This is a genomic window from Fibrobacterota bacterium (assembly GCA_019509785.1).
Taxonomy (GTDB): Bacteria; Fibrobacterota; Fibrobacteria; order UBA11236; family UBA11236; genus Chersky-265.
Window position 1 is genome coordinate 1 of the sequence record JAEKLQ010000041.1, and the last position, 19,675, is coordinate 19,675.

At 63.3% G+C, this 19,675-nt stretch carries 11 protein-coding genes; 6 read left to right on the plus strand and 5 right to left on the minus strand.

Going from position 1 to position 19,675, the window contains the following annotated elements; translation table 11 throughout:
* The 3 genes from JF616_12055 to JF616_12065 form a co-directional block, all read right to left on the minus strand.
* A partial coding sequence (locus JF616_12055; protein ID MBW8888480.1) for a hypothetical protein occupies positions 1 to 206 on the minus strand: 206 nt, incomplete at its 3' end.
* A gap of 76 nt (positions 207 to 282) precedes the next feature.
* Positions 283 to 1,320: a hypothetical protein gene (locus tag JF616_12060; GenBank protein MBW8888481.1), complete on the minus strand. Its 1,038-nt coding sequence runs from the start codon at positions 1,318 to 1,320 to the stop codon at positions 283 to 285.
* Between the two features lie 236 nt (positions 1,321 to 1,556).
* Positions 1,557 to 3,359, minus strand: coding sequence for a class I SAM-dependent methyltransferase (locus JF616_12065; GenBank protein ID MBW8888482.1), 1,803 nt, complete (start codon positions 3,357 to 3,359; stop codon positions 1,557 to 1,559).
* Positions 3,360 to 3,460: 101 nt separating this feature from the next.
* Between JF616_12065 and dbpA the strand changes: the two genes are divergently transcribed.
* Positions 3,461 to 4,843, plus strand: a complete 1,383-nt coding sequence (dbpA, locus tag JF616_12070) for an ATP-dependent RNA helicase DbpA (GenBank protein MBW8888483.1) — start codon at positions 3,461 to 3,463, stop codon at positions 4,841 to 4,843.
* A gap of 8 nt (positions 4,844 to 4,851) precedes the next feature.
* On the opposite strand, the gene JF616_12075 is transcribed toward dbpA, so the two are convergent.
* Positions 4,852 to 6,021: an endo-1,4-beta-xylanase gene (locus tag JF616_12075; GenBank protein MBW8888484.1), complete on the minus strand. Its 1,170-nt coding sequence runs from the start codon at positions 6,019 to 6,021 to the stop codon at positions 4,852 to 4,854.
* A 148-nt stretch (positions 6,022 to 6,169) separates the two neighbouring features.
* On the opposite strand from JF616_12075, the gene JF616_12080 reads away from it, so the two are divergent.
* The 5 genes from JF616_12080 (at position 6,170) to JF616_12100 (ending at position 17,561) form a co-directional block, all read left to right on the plus strand.
* Positions 6,170 to 6,916 (plus strand): DUF2892 domain-containing protein, encoded by a 747-nt coding sequence (locus tag JF616_12080; GenBank protein ID MBW8888485.1) that lies wholly within the window; start codon positions 6,170 to 6,172, stop codon positions 6,914 to 6,916.
* A 199-nt stretch (positions 6,917 to 7,115) separates the two neighbouring features.
* Positions 7,116 to 7,535: a CBS domain-containing protein gene (locus JF616_12085; GenBank protein ID MBW8888486.1), complete on the plus strand. Its 420-nt coding sequence runs from the start codon at positions 7,116 to 7,118 to the stop codon at positions 7,533 to 7,535.
* Between the two features lie 8 nt (positions 7,536 to 7,543).
* A complete protein-coding gene (locus JF616_12090; GenBank protein ID MBW8888487.1) occupies positions 7,544 to 16,336 on the plus strand; it encodes a phosphorylase in 8,793 nt (2,930 codons plus the stop codon).
* 114 nt (positions 16,337 to 16,450) lie between these two features.
* Positions 16,451 to 17,137 carry an SRPBCC family protein gene (locus JF616_12095; protein MBW8888488.1) on the plus strand — a complete coding sequence of 229 codons (687 nt, stop codon included), beginning with the start codon at positions 16,451 to 16,453 and terminating at the stop codon, positions 17,135 to 17,137.
* Position 17,138: 1 nt separating this feature from the next.
* Entirely contained in the window at positions 17,139 to 17,561 is a 423-nt protein-coding gene (locus tag JF616_12100) for a hypothetical protein (protein ID MBW8888489.1), read from the plus strand.
* 31 nt (positions 17,562 to 17,592) lie between these two features.
* Here JF616_12100 and JF616_12105 read toward each other — a convergent pair whose 3' ends face one another.
* Positions 17,593 to 19,452 carry a GAF domain-containing protein gene (locus JF616_12105; GenBank protein ID MBW8888490.1) on the minus strand — a complete coding sequence of 620 codons (1,860 nt, stop codon included), beginning with the start codon at positions 19,450 to 19,452 and terminating at the stop codon, positions 17,593 to 17,595.
* Positions 19,453 to 19,675: the final 223 nt, after the last annotated feature.

The window sequence follows — 19,675 nt, forward strand, 5'->3', positions numbered from 1 at the left end:
ATTTCGAAGAAATGGTACCGGCCATCGGCTTCGAGAACCATTTCGGATTCATGCGCCTGGGAGCGCCCGGCAGCCCCATAATCGCTGTGGTAAACGCCGTATTTGATCTGGGTGGCGGGTTCGGTGCTTTTATCGATGCTATTCTCGATGCAGCCGGCGAGGAGGACGCAACCCATCCCGGCGGCGAGGGGAAATCGGGAAATCATCCCCCTAACCTAATCTTATATCCGCGAATGCGCCCGCATTAATGGACCCGTGCCAACGGTATCAAGGCATCGGGCGTCAATGCGACGGCAAGCGGCGTCCGTCCGGTAGATAATCGAAGGGGCCGCCCGACAATCGGAAGAAGCGCGGGTTATCGGCTGGCGGCGCATGCCGACCCCGGCCTTTGGGGGATGCGGAGAGCGCAAGTGGCGGGTCGCCTCGGCGATAAACTCCTTCCGGAGTGATCGCGAAAAGAGTGCCTTCGGGACTACGGTATAAGGTTTCTATCCGCAGATCCCCTAGCCCTTGGTTGCGCGCGATCCAAGTTGTTCCCAGGTCGGTGCTGGAGAATATGCCCTTACCCCAGGTTCCCAACCAGAGGGTCCCATCGTCCTGCACGCGGAAGGCGGTGAGGGCGGAGTCGGGTAGCGCGAACGGTCGCGAATCGGGCGCGCCCGCGCTGCGGTAACGAAGAAGTTCCGGAACGTGCACGGTACCGCCCTCTTGGAAGGACGCGGAATCGTATATGGCCCACAAGGTCCAGCCCGAGTCGGTCCTTTGTAGCGATATCTTAAACGGGAACAGCCCGTCCGAGGTGGCCCCGGATTGAGTCCAGGTCGCGCCTCCCGTGCGGCTGATCAGCAACCGCGCGCCGGATCCGAAAACCCACTGCGAGTCCGGTGCCTCGAACTGCAACACCGGAAAGTAATAGCCCAACGCATGGCTTTCCTTCCACGTCAGGCCGGAATCATTCGTGTTCCGGATCCTATCGTCGAACCCTTGGAAGGATGCCAAGTAAGTCGCGGGTTTGACTTGGACGACCGCGGAGGCTTCCTTTAGCGGAACGCCGGATCGGTATCCCCAGTTTCTCCCCTGGTCCCAGCTATACCAGCTTACCCCCCATTGCACGGCCCCTTGAGGGTCGGCAAAGAATGGAGCCGGAAGCGTGTCCTGAACGATGTCCTGCCCCGGGAGAGGGGAGAGGCGGTGAAAATGCCAAGAATCCCCATAGTCCAGGCTCATCCAAAAGAGGCTGTCGTCGGAGAGGTATAACGCGCCTTTCCCATCCCCGGCCATACGATTCGCCAACAGCTTTACATGGTCGCGATAGTCCATGAAAGGGCGATTCCCGGCGGATGCATGATAATGCAACTCCCCAACAGGTAATCTCTTCCATACGGGCTGGGCGGAAACCGGAGCCGAAATGGCTCCGATTATCATGATGCGGATCGCGGCCTTACGCATGGGCAGAAAGTACACCCGCGTCAGCGCTCCTGCCGGACCCTTGGCAAAGCTTCCGTTCACTGCGGAGAACGGAAACATTGCGGACTATCGGCGGGGACTACGGAAAACTAGGCCGGCTTTTGCGCGACGATGCGCATCCCGCCGCCGTCGGGCAGTCCGGTAATGGCGGCCTCCGCGAATCCGGCCGCGGCGAAGAGATTACGCAGGGTGGCCTCATTCCAGGCATAGAGTGGCAGCGGGTCCGCCGAGGTATTCGCGGCGTTCCCTCCGTTCGCGCCTCCCGCGGGCACGACGAATATGGCGATGCCGCCCGGCGCCAGGCTCGCGAATCCTTTCCGCAAAACCGACAACGGTTCCGGCTCGCACTCCAGGCCACCGTCGCAGAGCAGGGCATCGCCCGATCCCTCTCCCAATTCATCCCAGGTCCCCAAGGCGTCGATCCCGTTTTCATAAAGTGATTTTTTGCAGGCGGAAACATCCTTATCGATGATCGCCTTGCTGGCGCAGTCCAGGCCGCGCAGGAGTTGCGAGGCATTCCTTCCGATGGCGAAAGCCGTATCCGTGATCTTAATCAGGGATTGGAACTGCAGGGCCGCTTCGGAACGCGTCGGGGGAACGGGCCAGGCATCTCCCATGCCCTGGCGTATTTGATCCAAATAAGGGGCCAGCCGGTCGGCGCCCAAAGGCCGGGATACCCGTCCCGCCGCTTCGAAATGCGGTAAGGCATCGGCGAACCTATTCTGCCTGAGCAGGCTTAGCCCGTACCAGAAACGTAGCCGGCCGTCTATGCCTCCGTCCTTGGAATTGATCAGGTCGCGCAGGGTGGAGTGGAAACCCGGATCGGGCTCTTCCTGGATGCGCTTGTCGGCCGCCAAGAGCTTCTCCCGGGCCGCGGGGCTCCCCATCTCCCCGGCCAGGCTGATCCGCAGGGCCCCGATCAGGGCATGGTCAGGGCCAAATATGCGGGCGTATTCGCCGCACACCTCGCCGGCGAAATCGAAACCGGGCGGGCAGCCCGGCCGTCTCCGGAACGGCCGTCCAGCCACCTTCCTGCCGCAGGCGAGGCTACTGGAATAATCCAGATCGACGAGCAGGTCCTGGGCGTAATCCTTCCAGACCCGCCAAGAGCCGGGCCAGCCCATTTCCACGTCATGGAAGGAAATGAAGCCGCCATCCTTTACGTACGGGTAGATGTTGCGGAAATCCTCCAGCACATCGATGTACTCGTGCGCGGCGTCGATAAAAACGAAGTCCGGAGGGGGATAGAGGTGCCTTTGGGGAACCATCTCGGTGGTGAATCCGCGCAGAGGCGTCGCGTATTTTTCCAGGCCGAAGCGCCGCAGGTTTCCCTCCCAAACGGGCTGGAACTCCTCGACCTTGCCCATCAACCCTTCGTTTCCGCAGAAGGTGTCGACGGAGAAAATCCGTTTGCGCGTTCCCACGCAGGCGAAGGCCATGGCGACCGTGCTCTTGCCACGGCAGGCGCCCATTTCCAGGATCACGGCGCCATCGGGCAACGCCTTTACCTTTTCGAAAAGGAATCGCTCCTGATCTTTCAGGATCCAGCCGTATACGGTATCCAGCAGTACGCTTATATATTCGAACTTTTCCGGAGGCCGCGTGCCGCTAAGGGTCATCGCGGGAAGCGCACCCAAGACGCGCAGGTAGAGTTCGCTTTGGAGGGGATCGGACCACTCCCGGATGGGGATTTGCAATTCCTTGGCCAAGTCCACGAGTTGCGCGTCCGGTTTATGGCAATCGACGAATCCCTTCAGGAATTCGCGCCCCAATTCCACCAGTCCCAATTCGTGCAAAAGCCGGGTCATGGCCGCCGCCGTCCCCTGATCGTTGGGGTTCCACTCCAGCTCGTTCCTAAGTTCGCCGAGCCGTCGCAGGGATTCGTTTTCCATGCAACCCTTCCGTGAAATAGGGGGTCTTCCGCCGCATCGATATTAGCATCAAATCCATCCCCGGTGCCGCAATCAAGCGTCCGTCTTGTTAAGTTAGCCCCGTGTCATCCCTCCCTTTTTCCGAACTGAACCTTCCCGCCCTCCAATTGGAGAACCTGGAAAGCCTCGGGTATCGAGCCATGACTCCCGTCCAGGCCGAAGCCCTGCCCATCGCCTTGGCCGGCCTTGATCTCCTCGCCCAAGCCGCTACGGGAAGCGGCAAAACCGCCGCCTTCGCCATTCCCTTGCTGCAAAAGCTGGTCGCGCGGGAAACCGCGACGCAGGCGTTGATCCTCTGTCCCACCCGGGAATTGTCGCTGCAGGTATCCCAGGAGTTGCGCAAGCTGGCGCGATACCTGGGGAACGTGAAGGTGGTCGCGCTGTACGGCGGACAGGCCATAGCCCTGCAAAAGACCGCGCTCCGGAACGGCGCGCACATCCTGGTGGGAACGCCGGGCCGCATCCTCGATCACCTCGGCCGGGAAACGCTTTCGCTGGGCGCGGTGCGAACCTTGGTGCTCGACGAAGCGGATCGCATGCTGGATATGGGTTTCCTCGGGGACATTACCGAAATCATTTCCGTGTTGCCGCGCGAGCGCCAGACCTTGCTATTCTCCGCCACCTTTCCGGAAGACATCCGCGTATTGAGCGATCGTTTCCAACGCGACCCGGCGCACCTGCATATCGAATCCGATCCGGCGGATTCCCGCATTGAGCAAAAGTTCATCGAATGCGGGCAGGAGAACAAGCTGACGGCCGTCGCCTCCCTGCTATCCCTCAGGCAACCCGAGAGCGCGCTCGTTTTCTGCAATACCAAGATCGCGGTTAAGGAAGTGGCGCGGCACTTGTCCGATCTGGGATTCGCCGCGGCTGCCTTGCATGGCGATCTGGAGCAAAGGGAGCGGGAGCAAACCCTGATCCGCTTCCGGCACGGAAGCTGCCGGGTGCTGGTGGCCACCGATGTCGCCGCGCGGGGGCTGGACATCCAAGGCCTGGGCGCGGTGATCAACTTCGAGGTGCCGCATGATATGGAGGCCTACGTCCATCGCATCGGCCGTACGGGACGGGCGGGGAATTCCGGCTTTGCCTTCACCCTGGCATTACCTACGGAACGGCATAAGATTGCCGCCGCGAGCGCCTTCCTGGGTTTCGAAGTGCCATTTGGGCCCCTCGAATGGGATGACGCGGACGCGCGCGAGCCGCTGACTTCGGAACTGGCTTCCCTATGCATTTCCGCGGGCCGGAAGGACAAGCTACGGGCAGGCGACATCCTGGGCGCTTTGACCGGCGCGGACGGGCTGGACGGCAAAGCCGTGGGCAAGATCGACGTTATGGACTACCAGGCCTACGTTTCGGTGGAAAGCCGGTTCGCGCAGAAGGCCCTGGCCCGCTTGACCGGGAACAAGATCAAGGGGCAACGTTTCAAGGTCCGGCTGCTGGTATAGTCCCGGCGTTATCTCCGCCTCCGCTCCCGCCCGAGCGCATCCCACGATCCCGAACCGAACCACCCGGGGAAGAACGGCTGCGCGGCGCGTAGGGGAGGGCCCGAAGCGAGGATCCCGTCCGGAACGCCGCCCAGGCCCGTCCAGATGCCGTCGTAAGCGGGTTTGGGGGCGTAGGCCGAATCCAAGAGCAGCGCGGCGCCCCAGCCGGGATAAGAGGCCGGTACCCAGGAATAGGCATCGGTAACTCCCCAGATCATGAAGGTTTTGCAATTGGGATTCGCGAGGCAGACCTGGAGGGCTCCTTGGTAATCCTCTTTTTGCTTTTGGAGCGCTGCGGGAGTCGCAGGAAGCGGAACCCGGAAGTCGACCTCGGTGAACGCCACCTGCAAACCCAGGTCGGCTAAGCGCTTGATGTTCGTATCCATGTCCGCGAAGCTCGGCAAGGAATCGTAACGGAAGTGGCATTGCAAACCGACCCCATCGACGGGGACGCCGCGATCCTTAAGGCCTTTCAGCAAGTTGTAGACCTTATCCGATTTGGCTCCCAAGCCTTCGTTCCAATAGTCGTTGTAGAAAAGCTGGACGTCCGGATCGGCCAAGCGGGCCCAGCGGAAGCAGGAGTCGATGAATTCGATCCCCATCCTCTGGAACAGGAAGGTATTGCGGTAGGTGCTGTCGGGATTGTTGGAGATGGCTTCGTTGACCACGTCCCATTGCGGGATCCGGCCTTTATACCGGCCCACCACGGTCTGGATATGCGTCTTCAGGATGGCGTACATTTCCTCCTTGGAGAACTGCGTCGTTTCGAGCCATGCCGCTTCCTTATGCCAAACCAGGCAATGCCCACGGAGCTTCATGTGGTTCGTATCGGCGTATGCCAGCATCCTGTCCCCAGCGGCCCAATTGAAATCTCCGCGCGTCGGTTGGATTTGGCCGAACTTCATCTGGTATTCCGCCACCAGCGCGTTGAACTCTTTTTTAAGATTCGCCTTGAAGACGGTACTGTCCCTTCCGAAGAAGGCCGTGCCGGCGGCGGCTCCCAGCATAATCCCTTTTTTGTCCGCCAGGACGCGCAAGCTATCCTTGGCGATCGAGAAGGTCGGCGCGATGGAAACGGCAAGCAGGATAAGGAAAGAGGGTAAGGTCAATCCGCCGATATTCCCCTGGGTTCTCCGCATCGATGGCTCCTGTCGGCTTGGCTTGGTCAGCAAAATTAGTATCCGGAACCGGATCGCCCGCTCATCTTTGCACCGTGGATCCGGCCCAGAAGGTTATCTTGGTAGAAACGGCTCTGGTTCGATCCCCAACTTTTCCCTGGAGGCCCCCATGGAACCCACCGATCCCCGCTTGGACTCCGTCGATACCGAGGGCTACGAAGCCAAACCCCTGATCGCTTGGGACGATTTCCGGAATATGAAGATCAACGTCTCGGAGGCCGAGCGTTGGGGTTCCGCCGCCCTGGGGGGAGGCCTCGTCGCCTACGGCTTGCGCAAGCGTCGTTGGAGCGGGGTTTTCTTCGTGCTGGCGGGCGGGGTCCTGCTCTTGCGCGGGGCCTTGGGCCGCAGCTTGTTCTACAAGACTTTGGGCATCAATACCGCGACGGGGGAGGGGCTTCCGGGACAGGACAAGACCGCCAATCTCATCCGCATCGATAAATCCATCGTCATCTCCCGCACCGCGGAGGAAATCTACCGGCATCTACGGGAACTGGAGAATCTGACAGGGTTGTTCGGCCATCTCAAATCCGTCGAACCGCTTGCCGGCGCCCGTTCGCGCTGGACCGCGCGCATGCCGGCCGGCGCCGATCTCGCTTGGGAGACCGAGCTCACGGAGGACCGGGCCAACCGCAAGCTCGCCTGGCATTCCGCCGCGGAGGCGGCGCTCAAGAGCGAAGGCGCCATCGTCCTGGATGCCCTGGCAGGGGGTCGGACCCAGATGGGGGTTCATCTCGAATACGCTTTGCCCGCGGGCAAGACGGGGCGCGTCTTCGCCAAGCTTTTCGGCAACCATCCCGACCGATTGCTGGACGAGGAGCTGCACCGCTTCAAGAGCCGGTTGGAGACGGGTGTTTAGCGATCCCTTTTCGAAATTAGGGGCGAACGGCGCCCCGAATTCCTTCCGCCGGATCCAATTTCCTCCCCTTCCTCCTTCCAAAAAGATTGTTTCAACCCTAAGGCCGGTCTTCCCTGGATCGAGGCGGTTATCATTTCGACCGTTCCGATCCGGGGGAACGCGGCCTGCAAGGAGGTCTCACATGGAAATCCGTGAAATCATGACCGAGAACCCCGTCTGCTGCGTTTCCGAAACCAACCTGGAAGAGGTGGCGCGGATGATGGCGGAGAACGATTGCGGCGCCATCCCGGTGGTCGAGGACCAGGAAAAGTGGAAACCGATGGGCATCGTGACGGATCGCGATATCGTGGTGCGCGCCGTGGCCGAGGGCAAGAACCCCCTCGACATGAACGCCGAGGAGGTGATGTCCCAAGGGCCCGTCTCGGTGCGGCAGGACGCGAGCGTGGAGGAATGCGTTCGCGAGATGGAATCCCATCAATTGCGCCGCATCCTGGTGGTGGATAGATCAGGCAGCTGCGTGGGCATCGTCTCCCTCGGCGATATCGCCCTGCATCGAGGCGGACAGGAGACGGTGGAGGTGGTTGGGGAAGTTTCCCGTCCCTCATCCCCGGATCGCTGAACCGCGACATGGCGGAAGTCGCGGCTACCCTCACCGAAACGGCCCCTTCCGGGCACTTCCCCATTCGCGGCGAGATTTTCAGCGCCGAGCATTTGGAGGAATACGCCGCGCGCCTCGCCGAGGCCCATGGTAAGGCCCGCCCCGGGCGCCGGGGCGTTCCCTTGCTGCGGCAGGTGGACCAGAACGGGGCCGCCCTTCGTGCCGTCTACAATTCCATATCCCGCATGGTGCGGGCGGATCGCAGCATAACGCCCGCGGCGGAATGGCTGGCCGACAACTTCCACGTGGTGGACGAGCAGTTGCGGGAAATCCGCAATCATTTGCCGCCGTCCTACTATCGCGATCTCCCCAAGCTCGCATCCGGCCCTTTCGCCCGCTATCCGCGCGTGTACGCCATGGTTTGCGGTTACATCGAACATACCGACAGCCGCCTCGAGGCCGCCTTGCTGTCCCGCTATATCCGGGCCTACCAGAGGGGAACCGAACTGACCATCGGCGAGCTTTGGGCGGTTGCGATCACCTTGCGGGTGGCCCTGATCGAGAACTTGCGCCGCATGGCGGATATGGTGGTGGGCGGACGCGAGGCGCGGCTTCGCGCCGATCGCGTCGCCGATGCGCTCTTGGGGTTGCGCGGCCAGGACGGGACCGCCCCCGAGGCTAAGCCCGGGGACTGGGAGGATTTCGCCGAGTCGCCGTACTTCTCCGCTTTCGCGGTGCAGCTGTTCCAGCGGGTGCAGGATCAAGCTCCCGCGCAAGCCCGCCCCCTGGAATGGCTGGACGGGGAGCTAGCGCGCCGCGGCATTTCGGCCCAGGAGATCATCCGGCAGGAGCATCAGGCCCAGGCCGCCCTCAACGTTTCGGTGAGAAATATCATCACCAGCATGCGCCTGGTGTTGGAACTGGACTGGAAGGCTTTCTTCGAAGACGCCAGTTCCGTGGAAGCCATCCTGCATGCCTCGCCGCTCTATTCCGATCTGGATTTCCCGTCGCGGGATCTGTATCGGCACGCCATCGAGGATCTGGCGCGCGGATCCGGCCGATCGGAAACGGAGGTGGCGCAAAGGGCGGTGCGGGCCGCCGGGGAGCGCGTGCCCGGGGCCACCGGCGAAGTGGGCTTCGTCCTGTTCGGCGAAGGGCGCCTCGCCTTCGAAGGCGACCTGGGATATCGCACCGGTTCCCGGGAAGCCTTCGCGCGCATCCTGCGCGCCCACGGGAAATGGATCTACCCTGGAGCGGTACTGGCGGTCACCGCCCTGTTCGCCTGGTACGGCCTGGAATCCCTTTCCGGCAGCGGACTGGGATGGGCCCCGTTGCTGCTCCTCGGCATCCTGGGCTCGGCCCCGCTTTCCGAAGGCGCCCTGGCATTGGTCAACCGGTTCCTCATCAGCTTCCTGCCACCGCGAATCCTGCCCAAGCTCGATTTCGGGAACGGCATCCCTTCCGCATGCCGCACCTTGGTGGCGGTACCCGCCTTTCTCCGGGACCCGGAGGAGATCCGCGACTTGCTGGAGAGACTCGAAGTGCATTACCTGGCCAATTCCGATGGCGATATCCGTTTCGCGTTGCTGACGGATTGGATCGATGCCGCATCCGAATCCATGGCCGGGGACGAAGCCTTGCTGGAATGCGCGCGCGAAGGCATGGCCGATTTGAACGAGCGCTATGGCGCCCTTCCCGATGGCGGCTCCCGCTTCCTCCTGCTGCACCGGAAGCGGACGTGGAACGAGCGCGAGGGGAAATGGATGGGGTGGGAGCGGAAGCGGGGTAAACTGAAGGAGCTGAACCGCATCCTGCGGGGCGCCCGGGATACGACCTATCTGGCCCCGGCGGGCGGGGAAGGGGCGATTCCCCGGGACGTCAAGTTCGTCATCACCTTGGACATGGACACGCGGCTTCCCAAAGGCGGCGCCGCCAGGCTGGCGGGTTGCCTGGCGCATCCCTTGAACCGTCCCCGCTTCGACGCGCGTTCGGGGCGCGTCACCGGCGGTTACGGGATCCTGCAACCCCGGGTGGTTCCCAGCCTTCCCGAAGATCGCGAGCGCACCTTCTTCCATTGGGTGACCGCGGGGCCGTGCGGCATCGATCCTTATGCCGCCGCCGTCTCGGACGTATACCAGGATCTGCTCGGCGAAGGGTCCTACGCGGGCAAGGGCATCTACGACGTGGACGCCTTCGAAGACGCGCTGCGCGACCGCATCCCCGACAATACCCTGCTGTCCCATGATTTGTTCGAAGGCATCTTCGCCCGCTCCGGCCTTTTGAGCGATGTGGAAGTGTTGGAAGAATTCCCTTCGCATTACGGGGCATTCGCCGCCCGGGAACATCGCTGGGCGCGGGGGGACTGGCAATTGCTTCCCTGGATCCTGGGCCTGCGCGGCAAGGGGCTCCCGTTCCTGGGCCGCTGGAAGATGCTGGATAATTTGCGGCGCTCCCTGGTGCCCCCGTGCGCCTTCCTCTCCCTGGCCCTGGGCTGGATTTTCGCCGCCCAAGCGCCGGGGGCCTGGACCGCCCTGGTGCTGGTAGCCCTGTGCCTTCCTTATCTGGTCTCCGCTTCCGAAGCCGCCGCCCCGCCCCGCGCCGGCACCGCTTACGCCCGTTACTTGCGCGATACGGGAGAGCTGCTCTTGCAAGGCCTGGCCCATTACCTTTTCAATCTGGTGGTTTTGGCGCATCAGGCCTGGCTGCTCGGAGATGCCATGCTGCGATCCCTCTGGCGCATGGCGATCGGACGCCGCAGCCTGCTGGAGTGGGTGACGGCGGCGCAAGCCGCGACCCAACGGGAGAAAGGCCTGTGGGGAGCCTACCGGAACATGCTGGCCGCGGCCATCTTGCCCGTGGGGTTGGCCGCCGGCCTGGCCGCCCTGGGCCGCAACGAAAGCCTGCGGCTCGCGGCCCCGTGGATAGCCTTGTGGATGGCCTCCCCGGCCCTGGCCATGATGGCGGGAGCCCCGAAACGTTCCCGCGCCGACGACATGCTCACCTCCGGGGAAAGGCTGGCCCTGCGTGAGACGGCGCTTAAGACTTGGCGTTTCTTCCGGGAGTTCATCCGCCCCGAGGATCATTTCCTTCCCCCGGACAATTTCCAGGAGGATCCCAAACCGGTGGTGGCCCATCGTACTTCGCCCACCAATATGGGCTTGGGACTGCTCTCCATCGCCACCGCGCGGGATATGGGGTGGATCGGGCTAAAGGAGGCCGCCGGGAGGTTGGAGGCGATGCTGGCTTCCATGGGGAAACTCGCGCGTTACCGGGGCCATTTCTTCAACTGGTATTCCACGACGGATCTGCGGCCCCTGGAGCCACGCTACATCTCTACGGTGGATAGCGGGAACCTGGCCGGGCATCTGCTGACCTTGGCTCGCGCCTGCCGCGAATACATGGAGTCGGAAATCCTCGCCCCTTCCCTGGAAGAAGGATTGGCCGATCTCATCCATCTGGTGCGGGACGCGGCCCAGGCCCTGCCGCGGGACTTGCGCGTGCAAGCCTTCGGGAAACGGCACATGATCGAGGCCCTGGAGGCCTTGGAGGGCGTTCTGCTGCCGGTTCCGGCGGATGCGGGCGAATGGTCGGCGCGGGTGCGCGAATGGGAGGCCCTCGCCGATACCGTGGTCGACGTGGCGCGCACGCTGGCGCTCGAGCAGAAGGAGCCGGGAACCATCGAGCTGCAGTCGCGCGCCGAACTGATGCGAAGCTCCCTGGAAGGCCTGTCCGGGGACGTGAAGGCTCTCTTCCCATGGGCGGGGTCCGGGCTCACCCTGGAAGCCTTATGCGACCTGCCGATCCCCGCCACCCATCGGCTCTTGCATGGACGCTTGACCTTGGCCGAATTGGAACAGGGCTGCCTGGCCGCCGCCGCGGAAGTACGCCAAGTCCCGTCCCTGGGATCGGACACCGGCGCGTCGACCCCTTTGGCCCAGGGACAGGCGGCCACTTTCGCCGCCGCCTTGGTGGATGCCGCCACGGCCGCGCGTTCCCTGATGGATCGTTTCGCGGGCCTGGCCGCGGCGGCCGAACGTCTGGCGTTGGGCATGGATTTCCGTTTCCTGATCGATCCGCAACGCAAATTGTTCGCGATCGGTTTCCGCGTCCGGGAGGAAGCGCTCGATCCGTCTTTTTACGACTTGCTCGCCTCGGAAGCGCGCCTTACCAGTTTCCTTGCGGTGGCGAAAGGGGACGCGCCGCCCTCGCATTGGTTCCGGTTGGGACGTACGCTTACGCCGGTGGGCAGCGGGGCCACCCTGCTTTCCTGGTCGGGTTCCATGTTCGAATACCTGATGCCGCAGCTGGTGATGCGATCGCCGCCCGGCAGCCTTATCGACTCGGCCTGTCGCAGCGCGGTGAAGCGGCAGATCGAATACGGGCGCGAGCTCGGCATCCCCTGGGGCGTTTCCGAAGCAGCCTATAACATCCGCGATCTGGAAATGACCTACCAGTATTCCTCCTTCGGCGTACCGGGCTTGGGCCTGAAACGGGGGCTCTCCGAGGATCGGGTGATAGCGCCTTATGCGACCGGGCTGGCGGCCATGGTCGCCCCCAGGGCGGCGGCCGCGAACCTGGAGAGCCTGCGCGCGGCGGGGGCCGAGGGACGCTACGGCTTCTATGAGGCCATTGATTATACCCAGGCCCGTCTGCAAGAGGGCGAGCGCGCCACCGTGGTGCGCGCCTACTTCGCGCATCATCAGGGGATGATGCTGGTGGCCCTGGGGGACGTGCTGCTGGGCGGACGCATGCAAGAGCGTTTCCATTCCCTGCCCATCGTGCGCGCGGTCGATCCCCTCCTCCAGGAACGCCTGCCCAAGGGCGTCACCGTATCCCTGCCCAATGCCTGGGAGGCATCCTACCCGGCCCGCGTAGAAGCGTCCATCGAACCGGTTCTGCACAGGTTCACCACGCCGCATGAGCTGGTCCCGCGCACCCATCTGCTGTCCAACGGGAATTATTCCGTGCTCATGACCGTTGCGGGATCCGGCTTCAGCCGCTGGCAAGCCTTGGCGGTGACGCGATGGCGCGAGGATGCCGTACTCGACGATTACGGCCAGTACTTCTATCTCCGGGACGGCGAAAGCGGCGCGACCTGGTCCGCGGGCTATCAGCCATTGGCATCGGATCCGGACCTCTACGAGGCCGTCTTCGCCGAGGACAAGATAGAGATCGAAAGGCGCGACGAATCCCTGATCACGCGCATGGAGGTCGTCATCTCCCCCGAGGACGATGCCGAGGTGAGGCGCATCACAATCGAGAATAAAGGGAGTCGTGATCGCGAAATCGAGATCACCTCCTATTGCGAAATCGCCTTGGCTCCGCAGGAAGCGGACATCGCCCATCCCGCCTTTTCCAATTTGTTCGTGCAAACCGAATTCCTCCCCGCACTATCGGCCTTGCTGGCGACGCGACGGCCGCGCTCGGCGTCGGAGAAGCCGATCTGGGCGGCCCACGTTTGCGGGGTGGAAGGGGAGGTGGCGGGCGGATTACAGTACGAAACCGATCGGGCCCGCTTCCTGGGCCGCGGACGCACGGTCCGCGATCCGGTTTCCGTCGCCGACGGTAAACCCTTGTCGAATACGGCCGGCGCCGTACTCGATCCCGTTTTCAGCCTTAGACGGCGCGTGCGGGTTCCGGAAGGGGGACAGGTCCGTCTGGTGTTCGCCACCTTTATCAGCGGCACCCGTGAACATGCCCTGGCCCTGGCGGACAAGTATCGCGAAGCTTCCACTTTCGAGCGGGTCGCGACCCTGGCCTGGACCCAGGCCCAGGTCCAATTGCGCCACCTCGGCGTGGGCCCGGACGAGGCGCGCTTGTACCAGCGCTTGGCCAACCGGCTGTTCTATCCGGACCCGGCGCTCCGTCCCTCTCCGGATCTGCTGGCGTTGAACCATAAGGGGCAGGACGCGCTGTGGCCCTACGGCATCTCCGGGGATTTGCCCATCATCTTCGCGGCCTTCGACGAGGCGGGTGATCGGAACCTGGCGCGCGATCTTCTGAAGGCGCATGCGTACTTCGAAATGAAGCGCCTGGACGTGGACCTGGTGCTCCTCAACGAAAACCCGTCGGAATCGTATTTCCAGCCCCAGCAGAACGAATTGGAGGGTTTATTGCGCATGCGTCGGGGAGGCGGCGAAGGGATGCGCGGCGGGGTTTTCCTGCTGCGACGGGACCGGATTCCCGCCGAGGACCGTCTATTGATCCAAGCCTGCTCTCGCGTCGTGCTCTCCGCCCGCCGCGGCAGCCTTTCCGATCAGGTCATGCGCATGCGGCGAGTGCCGGTGCCGGCCGCTCCGCCCCATAGGCGCCGGGAAGCCTCGGCGCAACCCGTGGTCCCGCCCCCACGGCCCTATCTCGAATTCTTCAACGGCCTGGGCGGATTCACCCCGGACGGGAAGGAGTACCAGATCATCCTAGGCGAAGGGCAATGGACGCCCGCCCCTTGGATCAATGTTATCGCCAATCCTCATTTCGGATTCATCGCATCGGAGGCGGGATCGGGTTACACGTGGTGCGGGAATAGCCGCGAGCGCAAGCTGACGCCCTGGTCCGATGATCCGGTTTCCGATTCCCCGGGCGAAGCCATGTACGTGCGCGACCGCGAAAGCGGGGAAGTGTGGACGCCCACGGCCTTGCCCGTGCGTTTGGCCGGGCGGCCCTATGTGGCCGTGCATGGGCAAGGGTATACGCGGTACATGCATGCCTCGCAAGGGATCCGCTTGGAACTCACCCAATGGGTTCCCGAAAGCGATCCGGTAAAGATCTCGCGGCTGGTCCTGGAAAACGTTTCCCCCAAGACCCGCCAACTGGACGTGACCGCCTACGTGGAGTGGGTGCTGGCCCCGGTGCGGGGGATGGCCACCCAGCACATCGTGACGCGTCGCGACCCGGCCACCGGCGCCCTTACCGCGCGAAATGCCTGGATCGCCGAATTCGCGGAGCCGGTCGCCTTCGCGGATCTGCAGGGCCGGCAATCCTCCTTTACCTGCGATCGCGCCGAATTCCTGGGGCGTAACGGATCCCGGGCCCAACCCTTGGCCTTGCAACGCGTGGAGCCCTTGTCCAACCGCAGCGGCGCCGGCCTGGATCCTTGCGCGGCCCTGCAGGTTTTGATCGAATTGCCTCCCGGCGGCAAGGCCCAGATCGTATTCACCCTGGGACAGGCCGATTCCGACGAGGCAGCCGCCGCCCTAATTAAGAAATACCGCGACATTGATCACGAAAAGAACCTTGCCGATACGCGGCAGCGCTGGGATAGCCTGCTCGGCGGGGTGCAAGTCAAGACACCGGATCGATCCCTGGATCTCCTGCTCAATCGCTGGTTGCCTTACCAGGTGATCGCCTGCCGCCTATGGGCCCGGACCGCCTTTTACCAGGCGGGCGGCGCGTTCGGTTTCCGCGATCAATTGCAGGACGTCATGGCCATGTGCGTCCTCGCCCCGGAAATGGCGCACGAGCAAATCCTCCGCGCGTCGGGCCGGCAGTTCCGCGCCGGGGACGTCCAGCATTGGTGGCATCCGCCTTCGGGCCGCGGGGTCCGCACCCATTTCTCGGACGATCGCCTTTGGCTGCCCTACGCGGTCCTGCATTATCTGGAGGCCACGGGCGATGCCGCCATCCTCGAGGCGCAAGCGCCCTGGTTGGATGGGCCGGAAGTGCCGGAAGGACGCGAGGACGCCTATTTCCAGCCCACGCAGAGCGAGGACACCGACAGCCTTTATGAACATTGCGCCCGCGCCCTGGAGCGGAGCATGGGGCTCGGGGCGCATGGCCTGCCGTTGATGGGGAGCGGCGATTGGAACGATGGCATGAACCGCGTGGGGCAGGATGGCAAGGGGGAGAGCGGTTGGCTGGCCTGGTTCCTGATCCCCAACCTGAAGGGCTTCGCAGATTTGGCGGAGGCGCGCGGGGATGAGCGTGGCCGTATCTGGCGGGAACATGCGGAGCGCGTACGCGGGGCCATGGAGACGGCGGGATGGGATGGCGATTGGTATCGGCGCGGCTATTTCGACGACGGTTCGCCGCTCGGATCTTCCCAGTCGCAGGAATGCCGGATCGATTCCATCGCCCAATCTTGGGCGGTGCTTTCGGGAGCCGCCGATCCCGCGCGGGCCCGCCAGGCCATGTTCTCCGTAGAGGAATACCTGGTGCGCCAAGCGGAGGGCCTTGTCCTCCTTTTCACCCCGCCCTTCGACAAGGCTCCGCAGGATCCGGGCTATATCAAGGGATATCTCCCCGGCGTGCGCGAGAACGGCGGGCAGTATACCCACGCCGCGCTCTGGGTGGTAGCCGCTTTCGCGGCGCTAGGGGAGGGCGATAAGGCCGCGGAGCTGTTGTCCTTGCTCAACCCCGTGAACCATGCCGCCACGCGGGCGGGCGTGTATCGCTACAAGGTCGAACCTTATGTCGCCGCCGCCGACGTGTATGCGGTGGCGCCGCACGTGGGCCGCGGAGGCTGGACCTGGTACACGGGATCGGCGGGATGGATGTACCGCGTGGGCCTGGAGTGGTTACTGGGATTCCGGGTCCAAGGCGATCGCCTGCGGATCGTCCCCTGCCCGCCGCGCGATTGGCGGAGGTACGGGATGCGTTACCGCCGCGGCGGATCCATCTGGGATATTTCCGTTTCCAATCCGGAAGGGGACGGGCGCTTCATGGTGGCCTGCGAAATCGACGGCGTTAAGCGGGAACCGCCTTTCGACGCCATCGACGTTCCCGATGACGGGAAAGCGCACGTGGTCCGCATCGTGTTGGGGAAAGGGAATTCGGAACGGTACATGGATTCTTCTTCCACCCGTCCCGCAACAACTTTATCTTGAGGGGTACAAACCTTTTCGGCTGGGAGGATGGCCATGGAAGAGAATCCCATTTCCGCGGATATCGCCGGCGTGGATGCGGCCACGGAAAATCCGGGCGAACGCGCTACCTTCGGCATGAATGTTTCGATCCCCGAACGCTGGATCTCGGCCGTGATCGGCGGGGCGCTCATCGCTTACGGCATCCGTAGGCGGTCTTGGACGGGCGGGCTCCTGGCCCTGGCCGGAGGGAACCTGCTGCTTCGCGGCGCCCTGGGACGCAGCTTCCTCTACCGGGCCCTCGGCATCGACACGAGCAAGGCATTCGCGAAGCTCGCGGAAAAGGCGGGTAAGGGCGAACGCTTTACGGTGGAGAAATCCATCAGCCTTTCAGCTTCCGCCGCGGATGCTTACCGCTTCTGGCGCAATTTCGAAAACCTGCCCCGGGTAATGCGCCATCTGAAATCCGTTCGTACCATCGACGAGCGCCGCTCGCATTGGGTGGCGACGGCGCCGGCAGGCTTGGACATCGAGTGGGACGCCGAGATCACCGATGAGCGCCAGGATCGCAAAATCGCCTGGCGTTCGCTGGAGAACGCCGACATCGAAACCAAAGGCGTGGTGCTCTTCGAACCCGTCCAGGACGGCAATGCCACCGAGTTGCGGGTTTACCTGGAATACGCGCCGCCGGGGGGCAAGGCCGGCAAGGCCTTCGCGAAATTCTTCGGCAAGGATCCCGCCAAAATGGTCGATGAGGATCTGCGCCGTTTCAAATCCCTGATCGAATCGGGCGAGCCCGTTCTCGATCGGAATGCGCGGGGTTGATATGGTCTCGCCCGCTTCCCTGGAAACCGATTCGGTGAAAGATAGCGTCCGTTTTTACGGGTCCCTGGGTTCCCAGTCCATATCCGATCGCCTCGCCGCTTTGGAGGACGAACCCGAGCTCGAGACCGTGGCCACCCTAGGGCTGGCCGGAGCCGGCGTACTGGCCTTGATCTTCGGGATGCTGGGCTCGCGCCTATGGCGGCTATTGGCCTGGATGGTCCTTCCCCTCATCTTCGCGCATGCCCGAGGGCGCTTGGCCGCCCCCGGACAGTTCCTGAAAACGCTGGGCCTGCGCTCGCGTAAGGAGATCGAAGAGGAGAAGTACGCCCTGAAGGCCCTGCGGGGGGATTTCCGGGACATGGGCGAATCCCAACCCGAAGGAATGCCCGATCCCGCGTCCGCCTTGGACGCGGTCCGTTCCTGATCAAGAATCGAGGAGCTCGGTTGGCCGGTCCTTAGGGGCCGGCCATCGCCGTTTCCACGGCCGCGGGAACGGGAAACAGGAAGGGCCGGAAGCGCGAGAGGGCTTTGGCGGCTTGCGTCGCGAAATGCGCCAACACGTCTTGGTCTTCCTCCGCGAACGCCTTGGGGCCGGCGGGATCCTGGGAGCGTTTGTCGTAAAGCGAAAGCGTGCCGACCACCTCGCCTCCGATGCTGAGGGGCGCCGCCAAGGCGGATTCCGCCGCGTGGATGTCCGTCCCGAACCGGGAATCGGAAAGCTTATCGATCCGCACTGAAGCCGCGGAGGAAGCGGCCTCGCCCGAGAGCTTCCGGTCCACGGCCAGGATGTCCTTCATCCAAACAGGATCGCGTTGGCTCAAGGTTTCCGCGACTTCCGGCTCGGCTCCGGAGCCGTGCCGCAAACGCAGCACGCAGGAATCGGCATCCACCAGCAAGCGAACGTTGGCCAGGATCATCCGCGAGAGTTCGGGAAGATCGGCGGCCCGGGCCGCATCCGCGGTGAACTGGGAAATTGCCGAATACTTGAGGGACTGGACCTTGATGGATTCGAGTTCCAGATGCTTGGCGGCTTCGCGGGAGAGCATGTCCCCGATGCGCTTGAGCAGGAGCATCTCGTCCTTGAAATGGTTCCGTTCCGAATGCAGGTAAAGGAACAACGCGCCGGCCAATTCCGTTCCCGTGCGGATGGGTTGCAACAGGTACCACTTCTTGGCCCGCGGCTCCTTTCCCGCGGAGTTGACGCAAAACCCGTGGGGGGTCTTGAGCAGCCGCTGCGCGAAGATGTCGTCCAGGAGCATCGGCCGTTCCTTGAGGAGGATTCCGCTCATGGAGCTGGATGCCTTGGCCATGAAGGTGCGCTCGGTGGCGTTGAATTGATAGTAGGTGCAGGCCTTGGCCCCGAAGGTATTGGCCATTTTCATGAGCAATAGGTTCAAGCGCTCTTCGAATCGATAGCGCATGCCCAATATGTCGCGCACGCTATTGAGCAGTCCTTGCCCTTGTCCCTGCCCGGCCCCCGCTTCTCCTTCGCGTCCGTAGCGCACCGTCTCTGCCGCGACGCGCGCCAACTCTTCCAGCGCTTCGACGTCCGTTTTAACGAAGACGCGGGCCTTGTTGCGGCTGGCCAGATTGATAACCCCCAACACTTCCCCTTCGCAGCACAGGGGGCAGCAAATCGCGGAAACGAGTTCGGGCCTCTGGTATTCCGCCGCGAAAGCCTGTTGGTCCACGGCCCCGTTGATGATCACGGCTTCGCGATGCCTGACAACGAAGCCGGAGATGCCTTGTCCGACCCGTTGTATCGAAGAGACGACGACGCTTTCTTCCAGGCCGCAAGCGGCTTCGATGGTCAACTGGCGGCGGGAAGGATCGAGAAGCATCAGGGATCCGCTGTCCGCCCGCGAGGTCTTGACCGCCGCGTTCAGGATGGCCTGCAACATGGCCCGTCGATCCTTGTTGGGGCCCGCGGCGCCGCGGATCTCGTCTAAGGCCCGGGCGGCCGTGTCCCGGGATTCGGAATGGCCGTCCCGTACGGCGCAGATCAATAGGCGCGCCCCCAGACCGCTGATCACGTCCACTTTCTTAAGCGGCAGCTTACGCAAGCGCGCCGCGATGGATGGATTCCGGGTGGTATCGATGATCACTTCGAGATGCGGATAGGTCGTGAGTCGGCTCAGATCCTCGAAATCGGGATTGAGCACCTTGACCACTTGGATGCCTTGCGCGTCCAGCAAGTTCGGCAACAGCTCCGCGGTCGCGCGGTTCAAGCCGACCAATGCGATCTGGCGCGCCCCTGCGGCCCGCTCGGGGATTTCCTGGTGGGGAACCGGGGTGAAGTCCGGGGTATCTGGCATATTCCCAATCGTTTTACCCAGAGGTCGGCATGCGGAATTCGCCTATCGGGCAATCGTATCCATTGTACGCTCGGGAATCGGCATGCGGCAAGGGAACCGATGCCCTATTCACGCGTGCTCCCGTCCGGCAGGCATACCCAAGAATTCCAAATTCCCAAGTAAACCCAAAAGCGGGTAATCCTCGGCTACGAAGCGGCGGGCCAGCCGGATAGGGGTAACTTGC

Excerpts from the sequence above, each read along its gene's own strand:
- JF616_12060 (MBW8888481.1), bottom strand. The coding sequence starts at position 1,320 with ATGGACTATCGCGACCATGTAAAGCTGTTGGCGAATCGTATGGCCGGG.
- JF616_12065 (MBW8888482.1), bottom strand. The coding sequence starts at position 3,359 with ATGGAAAACGAATCCCTGCGACGGCTCGGCGAACTTAGGAACGAGCTG.
- JF616_12075 (MBW8888484.1), bottom strand. The coding sequence starts at position 6,021 with ATGCGGAGAACCCAGGGGAATATCGGCGGATTGACCTTACCCTCTTTC.
- JF616_12080 (MBW8888485.1), top strand. The coding sequence starts at position 6,170 with ATGGAACCCACCGATCCCCGCTTGGACTCCGTCGATACCGAGGGCTAC.
- JF616_12085 (MBW8888486.1), top strand. The coding sequence starts at position 7,116 with ATGACCGAGAACCCCGTCTGCTGCGTTTCCGAAACCAACCTGGAAGAG.
- JF616_12090 (MBW8888487.1), top strand. The coding sequence starts at position 7,544 with ATGGCGGAAGTCGCGGCTACCCTCACCGAAACGGCCCCTTCCGGGCAC.
- JF616_12095 (MBW8888488.1), top strand. The coding sequence starts at position 16,451 with ATGAATGTTTCGATCCCCGAACGCTGGATCTCGGCCGTGATCGGCGGG.
- JF616_12100 (MBW8888489.1), top strand. The coding sequence starts at position 17,139 with ATGGTCTCGCCCGCTTCCCTGGAAACCGATTCGGTGAAAGATAGCGTC.
- JF616_12105 (MBW8888490.1), bottom strand. The coding sequence starts at position 19,452 with ATGCCAGATACCCCGGACTTCACCCCGGTTCCCCACCAGGAAATCCCC.